Source organism: Micromonospora sp. LA-10, from assembly GCF_051853095.1.
Classification (GTDB): domain Bacteria; phylum Actinomycetota; class Actinomycetes; order Mycobacteriales; family Micromonosporaceae; genus Micromonospora; species Micromonospora echinospora_A.
This window is the reverse complement of record NZ_CP195710.1, coordinates 6554125-6572592: the sequence shown is the minus strand read 5'-3', so window position 1 is coordinate 6572592 and position 18468 is coordinate 6554125. Positions and strand designations below refer to the sequence as shown.

Below are 18468 nucleotides of genomic sequence, written 5' to 3'. Positions count from 1 at the left end.
GCCCGGCCGGACCGGGGTGGGAATCGGGGTGGGCCGGACGCCCGGCGGGCGGCCGGTGGTGTCCGGACAACGGGCCGGTCACGAGGCGGCGTCCCGCAGGGCCGGGACCGACCGGACCAGCTTTCCGGTGGTGGTGCGGGGCATCTGGTCGAGCAGACGCAGCGTGCGGGGGCGTTTGAAGCCGGCCAACCGTTCGGCGATCAGCTTGTCGAGCGTCTCCTCGGTCAGCGAGCCGTCGGTCTGGACGTACGCGGTGATGCCGTCGTCCCAGACCACCACCGCGGCGGTGACGCCGGGCAGCCCGGCCACTGTGGCCTCCACCTCGGTCAGGTCGACCTTCAGGCCGCCCACCGACACCTGCGAGTCGAGCCGGCCCTTGATGGTGACCAGGCCGGTGTCCGGGTCGACCACCCCGGCGTCTCGGGTGTGCAGCCAGCCGTCGGACCAGCGGGTCGGGTCGGCCAGCCCCACGTACGGGTTGTCCGGGCAGCTCACCCACAACTCGCCGTCCTGCTCGCGGACGCGGATGCCGGGGGCCGGCGCGATGGCGGGGCGGTGCCGCCCGTACAGGTCGGTGCCGATGACACCGACCTCGGTCATCCCGTACATGTTGCCCAGCGGCACGCCGTAGCGGTCGGTGAACGCGTTCGCCACGGCGGCGGGAACCAGCTCACCGCCGGTGGTCATGCGCTTGAGCTGAGGCAGCGGCCCGGACGGTGTGGTGGAGGCGAGCAGCCCGATGTGGAACGGGACGCCGAGGACCGTGGCCGGGGTGTCCTGGGCGGCGACGGCGGCGAGGATCGCGTCGCCGCTGAGCCGCTCCGGCGGGCACAGCTCGACGCCCGCGTGCAGCCCGTAGAGCAGGCCGCCGACCAGGCCGAGCACGTGCACCATGCTGGGCAGCAGGATGATCCGTTCGCCGGGCAGCGCGACGCCGTCGATGCGGGTGTAGCGGTGCACCTCGGCGACCAGGTCGGCGGCGGTGCGGCCGATCACCTTGGACGGCCCGGTGGAGCCGGAGCTGAGCTGGATCACCGCGTGCGGGCTGCCGGCCGGGCGGTCGGAGTACGCGCTCACCCCGGCGGTGACGTCGACGAAGATCCGCAGCGCGCCGCCGCCGGAGCGCACCGGCGCGACCACCACCTGCGGGCTGAGCCGGCGCAGGGCCTGGTCGACCTCGTGGTCGGTGAGCCGGTGGTCGAGCAGCACCGCCTGGGCTCCGGTTCGCCAGGTGGCGAGCAGGTGCGCCACGTACGCCAGCGAGGGCGGCAGGCGCAGCGCGGCGGCGCCTCCGGCGCGCAGCCCGGCCCCGGTCAGCCGGTTCTGCGCCTCGCCGACGAGCCGGCGCAACGTGCCCTTGTCGACCGGCTCGGGCAGGCGGAGACAGATGTCGGTGTCGCGTCCGGTGAGGAGGATGTCGTCCACCCAGTCCACCGTCGAGGCAGGGTCTTCCGCCACGGGATGTGCAGTCACGACCAGCCACTTCCACTGAGGAACTGGGCGGATCCGCCCAGTGGGTACGTCGTTCGGGGTACGGACGGAACCCTACGACGCCCCTTCTCCGCATCGCCAGATGCAAATGGCTAGATCCAAAACGGCGGCTGGGTGGATTGCTCAGGCTCGATCGGACAGGCAGGATCGGGGCACGCCGGCAAGGTAGCCCGCCGGCCGTCGGATGCTGTGCGCACGCCCCCGCGGACGGCGGGCGACTACGCTCCCGGCATGTTCCGTACGGCCCGGCCCGACGACTTCCCGCAGCTCATCCGCCTCTACCGGCAGCTCAACCCGGACGACCCGCACCTGGGCGACGGCTCCGACGAACGGGCCTTCGCGCGGATCCTGGCCACCGAGGGGCTGCACCTGTTCGTGCTGGAGGTGGACGGCGCGGTCGTCGCCACCACGTACCTCAACGTGATCCCCAACCTGAGCCGGTCGGCGTCGCCCTACGCGGTCATCGAGAACGTGGTGGTCGACGAGTCGCGGCGCGGCACCGGCCTGGGCAGGCAGATCATGGCCGGCACGCTGCGGGCCGCCTGGGACGCCGGCTGCTACAAGGCGATGCTCATGACCGGGTCGCGCTCGCCCGCGACCCACGCCTTCTACCTGGCCTGCGGGTTCTCCGGCGACGCGAAGACCGCCTACCTGGCCCGGCCGTCGTGACGGTCAGCGGTCGCCCGCCGGTGGGGGCGCGGCGCCGCGCAGCACCAGCGCGCTGTTGAACCCGTCGAAGCCGCGCGCCCCGACCAGCGCGATCCGGCTGCGCGGCGGGCGCGGCTGCCGCAGGAACGTCAGCTCGCAGCCGGGCGCCGGCTCGTCCGGGCCGGCGGAGGCGGGCAGCATGCCGCGGCGGAACGCCAGCAGCGCGGTGGCCGCGTCCAGCGCCGACCCGCCCTGGTGGGCGCGGCCGGTCAGCGGCTTCTGGGTGGTCACCGGCGGGGTCCGGGCCCCGAACACGGTACGCAGCGCGTCGGCCTCGGCCCGGTCGTACGCGGGCACCCCGAGCGCGTCCGGCCAGATCACGTCCACGTCGTGCGGGCGTACCCCGGCGCGTTCCAGCGCCAGCCGCATCGCCCGGGCGTAGTGGGCCGGGTCCGGGCCGGCGGCCGGGTCGGTGGGCGCGGCGTCGTGGGTGGCGGCCCAGCCGGTGATCTCGCCGTAGACGCGGGCGCCCCGGGCCAGCGCGTGGCCCAGTTCCTCGACCACGAAGACCGCGCCGCCCTCGGCCGGCACGTATCCGCTGGCCGCGACGTCGAACGGCCGGTACGCCCGCTCCGGGTCGGCCACGTCGCTGAGCAGGCCGGAACGCAGCTGGCAGGCCAGCGCGTACGGGCTCAGCGGGCACTCGGTGGCCCCGGCGACGACCACCGGCGTGCCCCGGCGGATGGTGCGCACCGCGTGCGCCAGGCTGTCCAGCCCGCCGGCCGACTCCGACACGGTCACCCCGGACGGCCCCTTGAACTGGTGGCGGATCGACAACTGCCCGACGCTGGCGGCGTAGAACCAGGCGATCGACTGGTACGCCCCGACGGTGCGGGTCGGCCCGCCCCAGAGCCGTTGCAGCTCCCGCTGCCCGAACAGGTTGCCGCCGGAGGAGCTGGCGAGCGTGACCGCCCACTTGTACGGGTCGGGTGACACCTCGGGCAACCCGGCGTCGGCCAGCGCCAGCTTCGTGGCGGCGAAGCCGAGGTGGGTCCACCTGTCGGTCTGCACCCGCTGCCGGGTGTCGCTGAACCCGGCCGGGTCGAAGTCGGCGACCTCCCCGGCCACCCGGGTCGGATACCGCTGCGGGTCGAACAGGGTGATCGGCCCGGTGCGCCGGGTGCCGGCGACCACGGTGTTCCAGTGCGCCTCGGCGCCGACGCCGCTGGGCGCGACCACGCCGATCCCGGTGACCACCGCCCGCGCCGTCACGGTGCCGTCCTTGGTCGCGACTGCGGGGCTCGCAAACCCGGCTCACTCCTCGCGCTCACAGTGCCGTCCTTGGTCGCGACTGCGGGGCTCGCAAACCCGGCTCACTCCTCGCGCTCACAGCGGCGTCACCGCGAGCCGGCGGAACACCATCGCGGACTGGAAGCCGCCGAACCCGCTGCCCACCGACAACGCCACGTCCACCGGCACCTCCCGGGCCTCGTTCGGCACGTAGTCCAGGTCGCACTCGGGATCGCGGGTGGTCCAGTTGGCGGTGGGCGGGACCACGCCGTACTCGATTGCGAGCGCGCAGGCGGCCATCTCGATCGAGCCGATGGCGCCGAGCGAGTGGCCGACCATCGACTTGATCGAGCTGATCGGCACCCGGTACGCGGTCTCCCCCAGCGCCCGTTTGAACGCGGCCGTCTCGTGCCTGTCGTTCTGCCGGGTGCCGGAGCCGTGCGCGCTGACGTACGACACGGCCGACGGGGCGAGCCGGGCCTGGCGCAGCGCGTCGCTGATGGCCACCGCCATCTCCGCGCCGTCCGGGCGCAGCCCGGTCATGTGGAAGCCGTTGCTGCGGCTGGCGTACCCGGCGACCTCGCAGTAGACGTGCGCGCCCCGGCGGCGGGCGTGCTCGGCCTCCTCCAGCACCAGCACGGCGGCGCCCTCGGCGAGGACGAATCCGTGCCGGTCGGCGTCGAACGGCCGGGAGGCGTGCTCCGGGTCGTCGTTGTCCGGGCTGGTCGCGCCGATCGCGTCGAACGAGGCGACGGTGACCGGGGAGATCGGCGAGTCGGCGGCGCCGGCGAGCACCACGTCGGCCTCGCCGTCGGCGACGAGCTGGTGGGCGTACCCGATGGCGTCGATGCCGGAGGTGCAGCCGGTGGAGATGACCTGCGCCGGGCCGTGCAGTCCGTGCCGGCACGCCACGTCGGCGGCCAGGCTGCTGGGCACCAGCGCCTGGTAGAGGTACGGCCCGCCGAGCGCGTGGTCGACCAGCCAGTGCCGGCCGGAGTCGCTGACCCGCACGTACTCCTGCTCCAGCGCCATGGTCCCGCCGACGGCGGTGCCGAGCACCACCCCGGCGCGTTCGCGCAGCGCGTCGGTGAGGCTCAGGCCGCTGTCCGCGAGCGCCTCGGCGGAGCAGGCGAGCGCGAACTGCACGTACCGGTCGGCGCGCTGCCGCTCGGCGAGCGTGATCCCGGCGGCGTCCGGGTCGAAGTCGCACTCGGCGGCGATCTGCGAGCGGAACGGCGACGGGTCGAAGAAGCTGATCCGCCGGGTCGCGGTGCGTCCCTCGGTGATCGTCTTCCAGAACCGGTCCCGGGTGGCGCCGCCGGGCGCGACCACGCCGACGCCGGTGACCACGGTGCGCCGGCCGGTCACGACGGCTCCCGTGGCGGCGGCGCCGCGCTCTCGGTGTCGACGTGGCCGAGCTCCGGGCGGGGGGCGAGGGGTCCGAGGTGGAACACCACCTCGGCGGGCTCGTCGCCGGTGTTGCGCAGCCGGTGCCGCACGTCCTTGGGTACGTAGAGCGCCTCCCCGGCGGCCACCGGCACCGGCACGTCGTCCAGGTCGACGGTGATCGCGCCGCAGGCGACGTAGAGGAACTCCTCGCTGTACGGGTGGTAGTGCTCGGCGATCCGTTCCCCCGGCGCGAGCGTGGCGACGCCCATGAAACCGGAGGTGCTGCCGACGGTCTTCGGGCCGAGCAGCACCCGCAGCTCCCCGCCGCGGCGGCGGTCGGCCGGTACGTCGTGGACGGAGACGCGGGCGGTGGTGGTGTCGGTCATCGCGTGCCTCCCGCGTGCGCCCGCTCGATCTTTTCCTTGATCACGGCGAGCTGGATCGCGCTGTTGGTGTTGATCCGGTCGGTCATGCCGGCGTTGTCGACGGGCGCGCTCGGCTTCATCGCGAAGTCCTGCGTCCACGTCATCCGGGTGCCGCCGGGGATCTCCTCGTACCGCCAGTGGATGCGCATGTACTCGAACGGCCCGGTCTCGACGCGCCGGGCGTGCACCTCGCGGGTGGCCGGGTCGGCTGTGCGTTCGCTGACCCAGCTCCACGCCGTGCCGTTCTCGTCGGGGTGCATGGTGAGCCGGAAGCGGACCGTGTCGCCGTCGCGGTGCAGGATCTCCGCCACCGCGTACTCGGTGAACAGGTCGGGCCAGCGCGCGACGTCGTTGGTGATCTCCCAGACCAGCGGCAGCGGCGCGTCGATGTCGACGGCGTTCTCGGTGTGCCCGGGCGGGGCGGCCTTGCGGGCGACCAGGTCGGCGACGCCGGCGATGCTGAGCTGCCCGGCCTGTTCGGGGATCTTCACCCGCCACCGGTCGGCCACCACCGCCGACAGTTCGAGCAGCGCCAGCGAGTCCATACCCAGTTCCTCCAGGCTCGCGGCGGGCGTGCCGGCGGCGGCGTCCGGGTCCAGGCCGCAGTGCGTGACCAGAATGTCGGTGATCTCGCGGGCGAGCGGGCGGTCGGGGGCGACTGTCATCGGTTCCTCCAGGTGGTCGGGCCGGCGGCGGGCACGGCGCTGACGGGGGTACGGCCGGCCGGCTCGGCCGCGCCGCGCGGGTCGGGCACGGCGGCGCGCGCCGCGGACGCCTCGACGGCGCCGTCGGCGGGCCGGGCGGTGTCGCCGGCGGGCGGGGTGTCGGCGGCGGACGAGGTGTCGCCGGCGTGTGCGGCGTCCTCGGCGGGCGGGGCGAGCAGGCGGTCCACGATGTCGGTGGTGTGCCGGGCGGCGCGGAACGCGGGGTCGCGCAGCACCCGCCGGGCGAACGGAATGGTGGTACGCACACCGGGGCCGGCCACGTCGAACTCGGCCAGCGCGCGGTCGAGCCGGTCCAGCGCGGCGTCCCGGTCCGGCGCCCAGACGGCCACCTTCGCCAGCAGCGAGTCGTAGTGCGGGCTGACCAGGTAGCCGGCGTGCCCGTGGGTGTCGACGCGGGTGAACGGGCCGCCGGGCGGCCGGAACCGGTCCAGCCGGCCGGGCGCGGGCGCGAAGTCGCGGTCCGGGTCCTCCACGTTGACCCGGCACTCGATCGCGACGCCGTCCAGCCGCACGTCGGACTGCCTCAGACGCAGCGGGGTGCCGTAGGCGATGTGCAACTGTTCCTGCACCAGGTCCACGCCGGTGATCATCTCGGTGACCGGGTGTTCCACCTGGATCCGGCAGTTGATTTCCAGGAAGTGACAGCGTTCCGCCTCGTCCACCAGGAACTCCACGGTGCCGGCGCCGGCGAAGCCGACCGAGAGCGCGCCGCGCAGCGCCACCTCGGCGACGGTGTCCAGGGTGGCCCGCCGCAGCGCCGGGGCGGGCGCCTCCTCGATCAGCTTCTGGTGCCGGCGCTGCACCGAGCAGTCCCGGGTGCCCAGGTGCACGCCGTTGCCGTGGCCGTCGCAGAGCACCTGCACCTCGACGTGGCGGGCGTCGGCGAGGTACCGCTCGACGTACACCCGATCGTCGCCGAACGCGATCTGCGCGGCGGCGCGGGTGCGGGCGTACGCGCGGGGCAGCTCGGCGGCCGAACGCACCACCGTCATGCCGCGCCCGCCACCGCCGGCGGCCGCCTTGACGATGACCGGGTAGCCCACCTCGGCGGCCACCTCCTGCGCGTCGGCGACCGTCGCCAGCGTCCGGACGCTGCCCGGCGGCAGCGGCAGCCCGGCCCTGCTCATCAGCGCCCGCGCCGTCGACTTGTCCGCCAGCGAAGCCATCACCTGCGGCGGCGGGCCCACGAAGACCAGCCCGTTCTCCGCGCAGATCTCGGCGAAGTCCGCGTCCTCGGACAGGAAGCCGTAGCCGGGGTGGATCGCCTGCGCGCCGGTCTGCCGGGCGGCCTCGACGATCGCCGCCGCGTTGAGGTAGCTGCGCCGGCTGGCCGCCGGACCGATCCGCACCGCCTCGTCGGCCAGCCGCACCGGCAGCGAGTCCGCGTCGGCGCTGGAGTGCACCACCACAGTGCGCACGCCGAGTTCCCGGCAGGCGCGCAGCACCCGCAACGCGATCTCGCCCCGGTTGGCGATCAGCACCTTGTCGAACATCAGCCGTCCTGTCCGGTGACCGGTTCCAGGGCGATCAGCGGCTGGTCGTACTCGACGGGCTTGCCGTCCTCGACCAGCACCTCGACCACCCGTCCGGCCTGGCCGGCGGTCACCTCGTTCATCAGCTTCATGGCCTCGACGATCCCGACCACCTGGCCCGGCCGGACCATGTCGCCGACCGCGACGAACGGCATCGCCCCGGGCTCGGGGGCCCGGTAGAACGTGCCGACAACGGGTGAGCGCACGGCCGGCCGGTCGGTCGCCGGCGCGGCTCGCGCGGCGGGTTCGGCGGCCCGCGCGGGGAGCGTCTCAGCGGCGCGCTGCGCCGGGGGCGCCGGGTCGTGCCACTCGACCTCCAGCACCGACTCGCCGCTGCGCAGCCGCACCCGGCGTACCGGCCCGGCCAGGTCGGCGACGAGCTTGCGGGCCTGCCGGCGCAGCCCGTCGAGCACCTGCTCGGCCTCCGCGTCGGCCATCACGCCACCTCCGGCCGCTCGGCGGCGAGCGGCGCCGCGGCGGGACCGGCAGTGGCCGAACGGGCCGCCCCGAAGCGGCGGAAGCGCTGCCGGCGACGGCGTACCAGGGTGGCCGGCGGGACGGTGAGCAGCGGGGCGAGGTTCGCCGCGACCGCGCGGCGCAGCAGCTCGGCCGCGCCGGCCGGGTCGGCGTGCGCGGCCGGACGCGGCTCGGGCACCAGATCGTCGACCACGCCGAGGCGGCACAGGTCGGCGCCGGTGAGCCGCAACGCGCGGGCCGCCTGCGGGGCGGCCGAGCTGTCCGGCCAGAGGATCGCGGCGCAGCCCTCCGGGCTGATCACCGAGTAGACCGCGTGTTCCAGCATGAGCACCCGGTCGGCGACCGCGAGCGCGAGCGCGCCCCCGCTGCCGCCCTCCCCGGTGACCACCGCCACCACCGGCGTGGGCAGCACGGTCAGCGCGAGGATGGTCTCCGCGATCGCCGCCGCCTGGCCCTGCTGCTCGGCGGCCACCCCCGGATCCGCGCCGGGCGTGTCCACGAGCGTCACCACCGGCAGCCGCAGCCGCGCCGCGAGACGCATCAACCGCAGCGCCTTGCGGTGCCCGGCCGGGCTGGCCATGCCGAAGTTGCGCGTCACCAGCTCGGCGGTGGTGTGCCCCTTCTGGTGGCCGATCACCATCACCGGCCGCCCGTCGAGGCGGGCGACGCCGCCGACCACGGCCGGGCAGTCCGCGCCGAGCCGGTCGCCGTGCAGCTCCACGAACCCGTCGAACGCGGTCTCCAGATAGTCCAGTGTGGTCGGCCGGCCCGGGTGCCGCGCCGTGCGTACCGTCTCCCACGGGTCTCGGTCCGGCGGCGCGCCCGCGATCGGCGCGACGACCGGCGGGCGCGGCGCGGGCGCGGTCACCGGCGCGCGGCGGCCGGAGTCGGCGGCGGCGAGCAGCGCGGCGAGCCGGCCCCGCAGCGCGTGCCGGGGCACCACCATGTCCACCTGGCCGTGGCGCAGCAGGTACTCGGCGGTCTGGAAGCCCTCCGGCAGCGTCGCGCCGGTGACCTGGCGGATCACCCGAGGGCCGGCGAAGCCCAGCCGGGCGCCGCTCTCGGCGAGCACCAGGTCGGTGTTGGTCGCGAAGGAGGCGGCCACCCCGCCGTACGTGGGATCGGTGACCACGCTGACCGTCAGCAGACCCGCCTCGCGCATCCCCGCGAGGGCCTGGCTGACGGTGGCCATCTGCATCAGCGACAGCGCGCCCTCCTGCATCCGCGCGCCGCCGGACGCGGTCACCAGCACCAGCGGGACGTCGTCGGCCAGCGCGCGCTCGGCGGCACGGGTGATCAGCTCACCGACCGCGCAGCCCAGGCTGCCGCCGAGGAAGCGGAAGTCCATCACCGCCAGCGCCACCGGGTGCCCGCCCACCCGGGCGGTGCCGCAGAGCACCGCCTCGTCCAGGCCGGTGCCAGCGCGGGCCGCGCCGAGCCGGTGCGGGTACGGCAGCGCGTCGACGAACTCGATCGGGTCGACGCGTACCGCCCGGTCCGGCAGCGGCGTGAACGAGTCCGGGTCGGCGAGCTGCGCCACCCGGTCCGGCGCGTCGAGCCGGGCGTGCGAGCCGCACTCCGGGCACACGTCCAGGTTGCGGCGCAGCCGCTTGCGGTAGAGCAGCGAGGCGCACCCGTCGCACCGGGACCAGAGCTGCTCGTCGCGCGGGGCGGTGGTCGTCACTGTGGCCGCCCCGCGGCGTCGTGCAGACGGGCCGGGGCGTCGTACCGGTAGAAGCAGTGCGCCATCGCGTCGCGGGGTGAACGCCACGTCGGCAGGTACGGCGAGATGAACGGCCGCAGCCGCTCGCTGATCCGGATGAACTCCGGATGCCCACGGTTGTCCTCCACCGCGCCCTGCGCGGGCGTCTCCGTCTCCAGCAGATGGACGTAGAGATCGTGCAGCCGGTACAGCGAACGGTGCCGGACACCGACCAGGCCCGGCAGCTCGGTCGCGTCGGACTCGGCGAAGATCTCGGCCACCCGATCCTCGGCCGTGGGCACCACCTTGGCGACGATGAGCGAACGGTCCATTCGCGGCCTCCCTGCGTACGTCCCGGTGCGCGGCGAACCGGTCGCGCCGCACGGATTGCCACACGGTGCCGCCGAGGCCGTCTACCGGGCGTCAACCGCGCCCCATCGCGCCACAAACATGGTGACGCTGCGTTGACGGAAGCTGTGCGTGAGCTATGGGAAGATCGCCTTCCGGATCCCGGCGGCGACACTTATTCGCAGATCACAGGCTTATCACGGGGTCTGCTGCGGACAGTCGGGTGAACGACCGATCGTTGACTGAGAGTAACAGGGATTGATATTCTCCGTCTCGGTCAGCCCGGGCCACGGTGGAGGTTCCCGACCGTGGCGGAGGCGTTCCGGCACCGGCGTCGCGGGCGACGGGCCGGAGACGACGGTCGGAACGAGGGTTCCGGTGCTGGGGGGTGCGCCGTGTCGGGTGGATCGAGAATGCCGACGGCGGGCGAACCCGCCCCACGGGTGGCACTGCACCTGCTCGGCGGATTCCAGTTGCTGCACGACGGCACACCGGTGGTCGTACCCCGGGGTCTGCAACGCGTCATCGCCCTGATCGGCCTGCGCCCGGCCGCCACCCGCAGCCACCTCGCCGGGCTGCTCTGGCCCGAAACCCCGGAGGACCGCGCGTTGTCGTCGCTGCGTACCGCGCTGTGGCGCCTGCGGCAGGACCCGTGCTGCCCGCTGCGCACCGACGGCGACACGGTCCGCCTCGGCCCCACCGTCCGCCTCGACGTGGACGACCTGGTGGAGACGGCCACGCTGGTACGCGAAGGCGCCGTCCCGCGCGGCGCGGCCGGCGCCGGACGCCACGACCTGCTCCCCGGCTGGTACGACGACTGGGTGCTGCTGGAACGCGAGCGGCTGCGCCAGCTGCGCCTGCACATGCTGGAGGAACTCGCCGGCAACCACCTCACCGCCGGCCGGCACGGCGAGGCACTGGAGGCGGCGCTGGAGGCGATGGCCGCCGAACCGCTGCGGGAAACCCCGCACCGCCTGGTGGTCCGCATCCACCTGGCCGAGGGCAACGCGTTCGAGGCCGTCCACTCCTTCTACGTCTACCGCGACCTGCTCCTGCGCGAACTGCGCCTGGAACCCTCCCCGGCCATGACGGCGCTGCTGGACGACACGCTCGCGCCGATCCGCCGGGCCAGCCGGCCGGAACCGCCGCCGCCGCGCCGCACGGACCGGGCCGCCAAGGCGGCACCGCCATCAATCCCCCGGGGTACGCGGTGACGGCGAGGTGACAGCGCGACCGGCACGGTGAGGCCAGCACCGGGGCGGGCAGAGGGGGTCACGATGAGTCGACTGTTGGTGGTCAGCCGGATCGTGCCGGGCGCACAGGGACGGGTGGCGCAGATCTTCGCCGAGTCCGACGCGACGGAACTGCCCTACCTCACCGGCGTCCGGCACCGGTCCCTGTACTACCTGCACGACCTGTGCGTCCATCTGATGGAGACCGTCGACGTGGCGCCCGACCTGACCGCGGAACTGCGCGACCACCCGCTCTACGAGCAGATGAACAAGCGGCTGTCCGCGCACACCTCGCCGTACCTGCCGACCTGGGACTCGCCCCGGGACGCGGTGGCCGGCTGCTTCTACAGCTGGACCGCCGCCGGCACCCCTGCGCCCGACCGGATCCACTGACCGGACACGGGCGACGGACGGGGCGCCCCGGAACCACGCACGGCACCCAGGTTCCGGGGCGCCTCCCGGCCGTCCACGAGTGAACTCCCGACGTGGCGGTGTGGCCCCACTCCCGGCGCACACTCGGTCACTCCCCGGCCACCGGCGGGCACCGCCCGTCCCGGCCGTCGCGGCCCGGCACCGGCCTGCCTGTCGTCCGCGGCGCGCGTGTGCGAAGCTGCCCCGAGTCTTTCGCCCCCGTCGTGCACGTACATAGAAGGAGGTTGGCCATGCCGTCGAGCTTCGGGCAGTGGCTGTTCGTGATTCTGGCCCTGCTCATCGGACTGGTCGTCGGCTGGGTGGTCAGCGGCCGCCGGTCCGGCGCCCCGGCGACGCCCACGGTGGAGAGCGCCCCCGCGGTGACCGCCACCGTCGACGAGCCGCGTCCGGTCGCGGTCGTCGACGAGCCCTCGGCGGCCGCCACCGTGTCCGAGCCCGCGCCCGCCGAGTCCGCGACCGCCGAGCCGGCCGTCGCCACCGCCCGTTCCGCCGACGAGCCGGCCGCGTCCTCCCCCGCCGCCTCCGACCCGGTCGTGTCCGAGCCCGCAGTGTCGGAGCCCGTCGTCTCTGAGCCCGTCGCCTCCGACCCGATCGTGTCCGAGCCCGTCGCCTCCGAGCCGGTCGTGTCCGAGCCCGTCGTCTCCGAGCCGGTCGTGTCCGAGCCCGTCGTCTCCGAGCCGGTCGCCTCTGAGCCGGTCGTGTCGGAGCCCGTGGCCTCCGAGCCCGTGGCCTCCGAGCCCGTGGCCTCCGAGCCCGTGGCCTCCGAGCCCGTCACTTCGGAGCCTGTCGCCTCTGAGCCGGTCGCTTCCGAGCCCGCCGTGTTCGAGCCGGTGTCGGCCACGTCCGAGACCGATCCGGTGTCCACCGAACCAGTTGCCGCGCCCGTGGCCGACGCCGACCCGGTGACGGCTCCGACCACCGTCGACGCCGAGCAGGTGACGGATTCGGCCACCGCCGACGAGTACGAGCCGGTCGCGGAGAAGGGGCCAGCGGTCGAGGCAACCATCGACGCGCCGGCCACCGAGGCCACGCCGGTAGAGGCCATCGAGCCGGTCGCCGTGCCCGTCCCGCGTACCTCGGTCGAGAACGACGTCCCCGCCGCAGCGAACACCGACGCGCCGGACGACTTCCGGCGGATCCAGGGCATCGGGCCGAAGCTGGCCTCCGCCTTGCAGGACGCCGGCATCCGCACCTACCGGCAGCTGGCCGAACTGGACGAGGCCGCGCTCCGGCAGACCGTGAAGGCGGCCGGCCTGCGCTCCGCGCCGGGTCTGGCCACCTGGCCGCAGCAGGCGAAGGTGCTGGCGGGTGCCCCCACCGACGCCGACCGGGTGCTCCCGGCCGGCGCCGAGTAGGCACTCCTCCGCATTCCGGGCCGGTGGTGACGATGGTCGCCACCGGCCCGGCGTCTTTCCCCACCCCGCCACCTCAGCGACCTGGCGGCCCCGTCCGCCAGGTCGCCGAGCTGGTGACATCAGCACCCCGCCGACCCCGCCACCTCCCCGAACTGGCGCACCGCCCGACCGACCCCACCACCTCCCCGAACTGGCGGCCGCTCCACCAGCACCCCGAACTGGCTACATCACCACCCGATCGACCCCGCCACCTCCCCGAGCTGGTGCACCGCCCCACGAGCACCCCGATGTGGGGACATCACCGCCCGGTCGACCCCGCCACTTCCCCGGGCTGGCGTCCGGCCCCGCCAACACCCCGAACTGGCTACATCACCACCGCACCGACCCCGCCACCTCCCCGAACTGGCGCACCGCCCCGCCAGCACCCCGAACCGGCCACATCACCACCCCACCGACCCCGCCACCTCCCCGAACTGGCGCACCGCCCCGCCAACACCCCGAACCGGCCACAATCACCACCCCACCGACCCCGGCCCGGGCCGGTTCGTCGGAAAAGTGACCAAGCGCGGGCGGGCATGACTACGGTCGGTGAAGGGCCGGCACGGCCCGCCGCACGAACCGCCACCCGCAGGAGCATGTCGTGCCCACCGCAGCGCCGGAGCCTGCCGGCCGGCGAGCGCCGGTCCGCGATCCGGAGGCGCCACGCCGGGTCACGCTGCTGGAGCTCTTCTTCGACCTGGTGTACGTGGTCGCGCTCGCGCTGATCTCGCGCAACCTGGTGGCCGGGGTCAGCTGGCAGCGGGCCGCCGAGTGCCTGGTCATGCTGATGGCGATCTGGTGGACCTGGGCGATCACCACGCTCGTCACGGACATCTACGATCCGCAGCGCACCGAGATCAAGCTGCTGATCGTGGCGGTGATGTTCGGCGCGCTGCTGATGACGACAGCCATCCCGGAGGCGTTCGCCTCTCGCGGCCTGGTGTTCGGCGGCACGTACGTGGCGATCCATCTCGGACGCGGCCTGTTCCTGATGCCCGCGGTGCGCCGGCATGCGCAGAGCAGCCGCCGGGCCATCCGCATCTTCGTGTGGTTCGCCGTGTCGGCGGTGCCCTGGTTGATCGGCGCGCTCGCCGCGCACGGCACCGCCCGGTTGTGGTTCTGGGCCGGCGCGCTGGCCATCGACTACCTCGGGTTCCGGCTGGCGTATCCGGTGCCGTGGCTGGGCGCGGTGCCGCACGCCCAGCGCAACGTGACAGCCGAGCATCTCTCCGAGCGGTACCAGCAGTTCTTCATCATCGCGCTCGGCGACGCCGTGCTGGTCGCCGGCACCGTGTTCAGCACGCACCACTCGGAGGTGGAGAACCTGGCGGCCTTCGCCGTCGCGTTCTTCACCACGCTGCTGCTCTGGCGCATCTACGTGCACAAGTCCGGTGAGCTGCTGCCGCATGCCATCGCCCGGGCCGCCCAGCCGAGCCGGTTCCTGAACACCGCGCCGTACACCCATCTGCTGATGGTGGCCGGCGTGGTGACCACCGCGGCGGGCTTCGACCTGGTCCTGCTGGAACCGACCGGCCACACCCCGCCGGCCTGGCTGGCGGTGATCCTCGGCGGCCCGGCGCTGTTCCTGACCGGTCGGGCCGCCTTCGAGTACGAGGTGTTCAGCCGCGTCTCGCGGTCCCGCCCCGGCGGGGTGCTGGCGCTGTTGACGATCGCGCCGGCGGGGTTGTTCCTGGCGCCGGTCTACGCCTCCGCGGGCGCGATGCTGGTCCTGGCCGGGGTGGCCGTCGCCGACTACCGCCGGAGCCGGGGCCGCCCGCCCGAGGAGCCGATGCCGCCGCACTGACGGGTGGCGCCGGTAATCGGAATCGGCCGCGCCGCGAGCGGCGCGCCGTTTGGCGGATCACCCGCGCGGGGTACATGGCCTCCACCTCGAATCCACCACAACCCCAGTGGAGGCAACTGATGCGCGGCACTTCGATATTCGGCGTCCTGGTCGTCATCTGGCTCATCATCGGTGCCATCGCCGCCGGTCAGCGCGGCTACTACGGCAACGACGAGACGAACTGCGCGGAGGCGGGCACGATCCTGGTCACCATCGTGGCCGGCCCGCTGAACTACATCGGCGCCAACCCGAAGGTGGACTGCAAGCTTCCCGAGCCGTCCAAGTAGGCCGCCGCTCCCGTACTCCCCTCTCGGCCCGCGCCCGCCCGGCGAGCGCGGGCCGTTCCGTGCGCGCGGCGCGTCGCGTCACCACCGCCAGGGCGTCCTAGGAGGCTGGGTTTGATCGGGGTTTGCCGGGCGGAGGGGTGGGAACGGCAGCGGTTCGCCGACGACGGGAACGGAGAACCGGGCATGCGGATCGGCTACAAGCTCGCCTCGGAGGCGTTCGGACCCCAGGAACTCATCCGGCAGGCGATCCGGGCCGAGGAGGCCGGCTTCGACTTCGTCGAGATGAGCGACCACTACCACCCCTGGCTGGAGTCGCAGGGGCATTCCTGCTTCACCTGGAGCGCGCTCGGCGCGATCGCCGCCCGTACCAGCACGCTCTGCCTCGCCACCGGGGTCACGTGCCCCACCGTCCGCTACCACCCGGCGATCGTCGCGCAGGCCGCGGCGACCATGGCGCTGATCTCCGACGGGCGGTTCACGCTCGGAGTGGGCGCCGGCGAGCGGCTCAACGAGCACGTCATCGGGCAGGGTTTTCCCAGCGTACGAGGGCGGCACGAGCGGCTGCGCGAGGCGCTGGAGATCATCCGGTTGCTCTGGCAGGGCGGTTACCGGTCCTACGAGGGGCGGCACCTCAAGCTGGAGGACGCCCGGATCTGGGACCTGCCCGACGATCCGCCGGTGATCGCCGTCGCGGCCAGCGGCCGGGAGTCCGCCGGCCTGGCCGCCGAGCTGGGCACCGGCCTGTTCGCCACCGAGCCGAAGTCGTCCATCGTCGACCAGTACCGCAACGCCGGCGGCCGTGGCCCCCGCTATGCGGAGGTGCCGATGGCCTGGGCCACGGACGAGGAGTCGGCGGTACGCGCGGCGAAGGAGACCAGCCGCTGGGCGGTCACCGGCTGGAAGGTGATGAGCGAGCTGCCGAACCCGGTGAACTTCGACGCCGCCACCACCTGGGTTGAGGACGACCACATCCGCCGGCAGTTCTCCGTCGGCCCGGACGCCGGGCCGCACGTGGAGAAGGCCCGCGCGTACGTCGAGGCCGGCTTCGACCACATCGTGCTGCAGAACGCCGGCCCGGACCCGGACGGCTTCCTCGACTTCTGCGCCCGCGACCTGCTCGCCCGGGTCCGCGCCCTCAAGTCCTAGCCGGGCGGCTCAGCCGCCGACGTGGATGCCGGGACGGCGGGTGGGGTCCGGCTCGGACTTGCGGATGATCTCCCGCACCACCGGCGGGGTGTCGCCCCGGCCGAGGATGAGGTAGCGCAGCAGGTGCGCGATCGGGTTCCCCTCCGACCACTCGAAGTGGCAGTGCGGGCGTACCCCGGTGGCGTCCCGCAGCGCCAGCAGGATCGCGGCGATCGCGTTCGGCGCGGCCGGGCTGCCGGCGCGCAGGATCCGGTAGCCGCCGGCCTCCACCCCGTGCACCCGCAGCACCTGGCTGAACTGCGACGGGTCGCTCACGTCGATCTCCAGGAAGAGCACGTCGGCGGCGCCGGGCACCGGGTTCATCGACCGTTGCGCCCGCTCCTTCACCCGGTACTCCTTGACGGACCCGCGCTGCCGCTTGTTGGCGATCAGGTGCAGCCGCCCGTCCCGGGCCACCGACTCGTCGACGAACCGGCGGGCCGCCTCGTCGAACTCGATCCGCTCGGCGCGCAGCTCGGTGGTCCGGGTGACCCGGGAGATCAGCGACACCGCGATGATCCCGGCGATGAAGAACCCGGAGATCGTGATGCCGTCGGGCTTGGCCACCACGTTCTCCGCCAGCGCGTACAGCAGCACGGCGGTGAGCAGCGCGAACCCGGCGCCGGCCGCGCGGCTGCCGGCCCGCAGCGCCGCGATGGTCACCGCTATCGCGCCGGAGACCATCATCGCCAGGATGCCCGTGGCGTACGCGCCGGCCTGGGCGTTGACGTCGGCGGCGAACGCGATGGTGATGGCGACGCTGATCGCGGTGTAGACCAGGACCACCGGGCGGACCGCGCGGCCCCACTCCGGCGCCATGCCGTACGACGGCAGGTAGCGCGGCACGATGTTGATCAGTCCGGCCATCGCCGAGGCGCCGGCGAACCAGAGGATGAGGATGCTGCTGATGTCGTAGACGGTGCCGAACGCCTGGCCGAGATGCTCGTGGGCGAGGAACGCGAGCGCCCGGCCGTTGGCCGGCCCACCGGGCGCGAACGCCTCGGGCGGGATCAGCACCGTGGTGACGAACGTGGTGGCGATCAGGTAGACCGACATGATCAGGGCGGCGGCGGTGAGCAGCCGCCGGGTGTTGCGGATGCGCGCGGCCAGTCGCTGCTCCGGATCATCGCCGCCGCCGCGCACCAGCGGCATCATGCTCACCCCGGTCTCGAAGCCGGACAGGCCGAGCACCAGCAGCGGGAACGCGAGCACGCTGGTGGCCAGCACGTCACCGGGCCCGCCGGCGTCGGCCAGCCGGCCGGTCCAGTCGGCCAGCGGCGCCGGGTCGGCGGCCAGCTCGGCCACCCCGGCGACCACCACCACCGCGTTCAGCGCCAGGAACACCGCCACCAGCGGGATGGCGACCTGCACCGCCTCGCTGAACCCGAGCAGGAACACGCCGCCGAGCACGAGCAGCAGCGCCACGGTGACCAGCACCGCCGCGGTCTGCCCGTGCGGGAACGAGGCGGGCAGGACCGGGTTCTCCAGCAGGTGCACGCTGGCGTCGGCGGCGGAGAGCGTGATCGTGATGATCCACGAGGTGGCGACGAAGCCCAGCAGCACCAGCACGAAGACCTTGCCGCGCCAGAACGGCAGCAGCCGCTCCAGCATCGCCACCGAGCCCTGCCCGTGCGGGCTCTCCCGGGCCACCCGCCGGTACATCGGCAGCATCCCGAGCAGCGTCAGCGCCACGATCAGCAGGGTGGCCAGCGGGCTGAGCGCGCCGGCCGCCACCACCGCGATGCCCGGCAGATAGGACAGCGTGGAGAAGTAGTCGACGCCGGTCAGGCACATCACCTGCCACCACGGGTGCGACCGGGTCTGGTGCTCCCGGACCTCCGGGCCGACCGGTTCGACGCGGTGGGCGAACAACCAGCGGTGCAGCCGGCCGGGCGGCGGGGCCGGACGGGCCGGGGCGGCCACCCGTTCCGGCAGCTCCGGCACGGGACGAGCGGGCCGCTCGGCGTGGTCGCCGTGCCGGCTCGCCCGGGCGGCCGCGGCGGCGTGCGCCTCCCGGCGCCGCGCCCGCGTACGCCGGGGCTGTTCCGCGTCCCCCGCCTGCCCCATC

17 protein-coding genes are annotated in these 18468 nt (G+C 74.1%); 7 read left to right on the top strand and 10 right to left on the bottom strand.

The features are described 5' to 3' along the window. Nucleotides 1-78 precede the first annotated feature (78 nt). Nucleotides 79-1434, bottom strand: a complete 1356-nt coding sequence (locus tag ACSDG8_RS30425; protein ID WP_374223543.1) for a class I adenylate-forming enzyme family protein — start codon at nucleotides 1432-1434, stop codon at nucleotides 79-81. Between the two features lie 288 nt (nucleotides 1435-1722). On the opposite strand from ACSDG8_RS30425, the gene ACSDG8_RS30420 reads away from it, so the two are divergent. Next, nucleotides 1723-2160 carry a GNAT family N-acetyltransferase gene (locus ACSDG8_RS30420; RefSeq protein ID WP_210894797.1) on the top strand — a complete coding sequence of 146 codons (438 nt, stop codon included), beginning with the start codon at nucleotides 1723-1725 and terminating at the stop codon, nucleotides 2158-2160. A gap of 3 nt (nucleotides 2161-2163) precedes the next feature. On the opposite strand, the gene ACSDG8_RS30415 is transcribed toward ACSDG8_RS30420, so the two are convergent. From ACSDG8_RS30415 to ACSDG8_RS30380, 8 genes are all read right to left on the bottom strand, one after another. After that, nucleotides 2164-3411 (bottom strand): beta-ketoacyl synthase N-terminal-like domain-containing protein, encoded by a 1248-nt coding sequence (locus ACSDG8_RS30415; RefSeq protein ID WP_210894798.1) that lies wholly within the window; start codon nucleotides 3409-3411, stop codon nucleotides 2164-2166. A gap of 114 nt (nucleotides 3412-3525) precedes the next feature. Further along, nucleotides 3526-4797 carry a beta-ketoacyl-[acyl-carrier-protein] synthase family protein gene (locus tag ACSDG8_RS30410; protein ID WP_210894799.1) on the bottom strand — a complete coding sequence of 424 codons (1272 nt, stop codon included), beginning with the start codon at nucleotides 4795-4797 and terminating at the stop codon, nucleotides 3526-3528. After that, complete coding sequence (locus ACSDG8_RS30405) at nucleotides 4794-5204, bottom strand: cupin domain-containing protein (protein WP_091042829.1); 411 nt, start codon at nucleotides 5202-5204, stop codon at nucleotides 4794-4796. Before ACSDG8_RS30405 ends, ACSDG8_RS30410 begins: the two co-directional genes overlap by 4 nt. Continuing rightward, nucleotides 5201-5908, bottom strand: coding sequence for an SRPBCC family protein (locus tag ACSDG8_RS30400; protein WP_210894800.1), 708 nt, complete (start codon nucleotides 5906-5908; stop codon nucleotides 5201-5203). The genes ACSDG8_RS30405 and ACSDG8_RS30400 overlap by 4 nt, the downstream gene beginning before the upstream one ends. Further along, entirely contained in the window at nucleotides 5905-7461 is a 1557-nt protein-coding gene (locus ACSDG8_RS30395) for an acetyl-CoA carboxylase biotin carboxylase subunit (protein WP_210894801.1), read from the bottom strand. The genes ACSDG8_RS30400 and ACSDG8_RS30395 overlap by 4 nt, the downstream gene beginning before the upstream one ends. Beyond that, nucleotides 7461-7937, bottom strand: a complete 477-nt coding sequence (gene accB / locus ACSDG8_RS30390; protein ID WP_439427487.1) for an acetyl-CoA carboxylase biotin carboxyl carrier protein — start codon at nucleotides 7935-7937, stop codon at nucleotides 7461-7463. Before accB ends, ACSDG8_RS30395 begins: the two co-directional genes overlap by 1 nt. Then, nucleotides 7937-9661 (bottom strand): acetyl-CoA carboxylase carboxyltransferase subunit alpha, encoded by a 1725-nt coding sequence (locus ACSDG8_RS30385; RefSeq protein WP_210942961.1) that lies wholly within the window; start codon nucleotides 9659-9661, stop codon nucleotides 7937-7939. The genes accB and ACSDG8_RS30385 overlap by 1 nt, the downstream gene beginning before the upstream one ends. After that, nucleotides 9658-10011 (bottom strand): TcmI family type II polyketide cyclase, encoded by a 354-nt coding sequence (locus tag ACSDG8_RS30380; RefSeq protein WP_210894804.1) that lies wholly within the window; start codon nucleotides 10009-10011, stop codon nucleotides 9658-9660. The genes ACSDG8_RS30385 and ACSDG8_RS30380 overlap by 4 nt, the downstream gene beginning before the upstream one ends. 429 nt (nucleotides 10012-10440) lie before the next feature. Between ACSDG8_RS30380 and ACSDG8_RS30375 the strand changes: the two genes are divergently transcribed. From ACSDG8_RS30375 to ACSDG8_RS30350, 6 genes are all read left to right on the top strand, one after another. Next, the gene (locus tag ACSDG8_RS30375; protein WP_210894805.1) at nucleotides 10441-11241 is read left to right on the top strand and encodes an AfsR/SARP family transcriptional regulator; all 801 of its coding nucleotides are present in this window, start codon (nucleotides 10441-10443) and stop codon (nucleotides 11239-11241) included. A 63-nt stretch (nucleotides 11242-11304) separates the two neighbouring features. Next, complete coding sequence (locus tag ACSDG8_RS30370; protein ID WP_210894806.1) at nucleotides 11305-11652, top strand: TcmI family type II polyketide cyclase; 348 nt, start codon at nucleotides 11305-11307, stop codon at nucleotides 11650-11652. 269 nt (nucleotides 11653-11921) lie between these two features. Continuing rightward, entirely contained in the window at nucleotides 11922-13046 is a 1125-nt protein-coding gene (locus tag ACSDG8_RS30365; protein WP_439427486.1) for a helix-hairpin-helix domain-containing protein, read from the top strand. Between the two features lie 640 nt (nucleotides 13047-13686). Beyond that, nucleotides 13687-14889, top strand: a complete 1203-nt coding sequence (locus ACSDG8_RS30360; RefSeq protein ID WP_210894808.1) for a low temperature requirement protein A — start codon at nucleotides 13687-13689, stop codon at nucleotides 14887-14889. 119 nt (nucleotides 14890-15008) lie between these two features. After that, nucleotides 15009-15215: a hypothetical protein gene (locus ACSDG8_RS30355; RefSeq protein ID WP_030504423.1), complete on the top strand. Its 207-nt coding sequence runs from the start codon at nucleotides 15009-15011 to the stop codon at nucleotides 15213-15215. A gap of 183 nt (nucleotides 15216-15398) precedes the next feature. Further along, nucleotides 15399-16361, top strand: a complete 963-nt coding sequence (locus ACSDG8_RS30350; protein WP_210894809.1) for a TIGR03557 family F420-dependent LLM class oxidoreductase — start codon at nucleotides 15399-15401, stop codon at nucleotides 16359-16361. Nucleotides 16362-16370: 9 nt separating this feature from the next. Here the strand turns inward: ACSDG8_RS30350 and ACSDG8_RS30345 are convergent, their stop codons facing one another. Next, the gene (locus ACSDG8_RS30345; protein ID WP_210894810.1) at nucleotides 16371-18467 is read right to left on the bottom strand and encodes an amino acid transporter; all 2097 of its coding nucleotides are present in this window, start codon (nucleotides 18465-18467) and stop codon (nucleotides 16371-16373) included. Nucleotide 18468 lies beyond the last annotated feature (1 nt).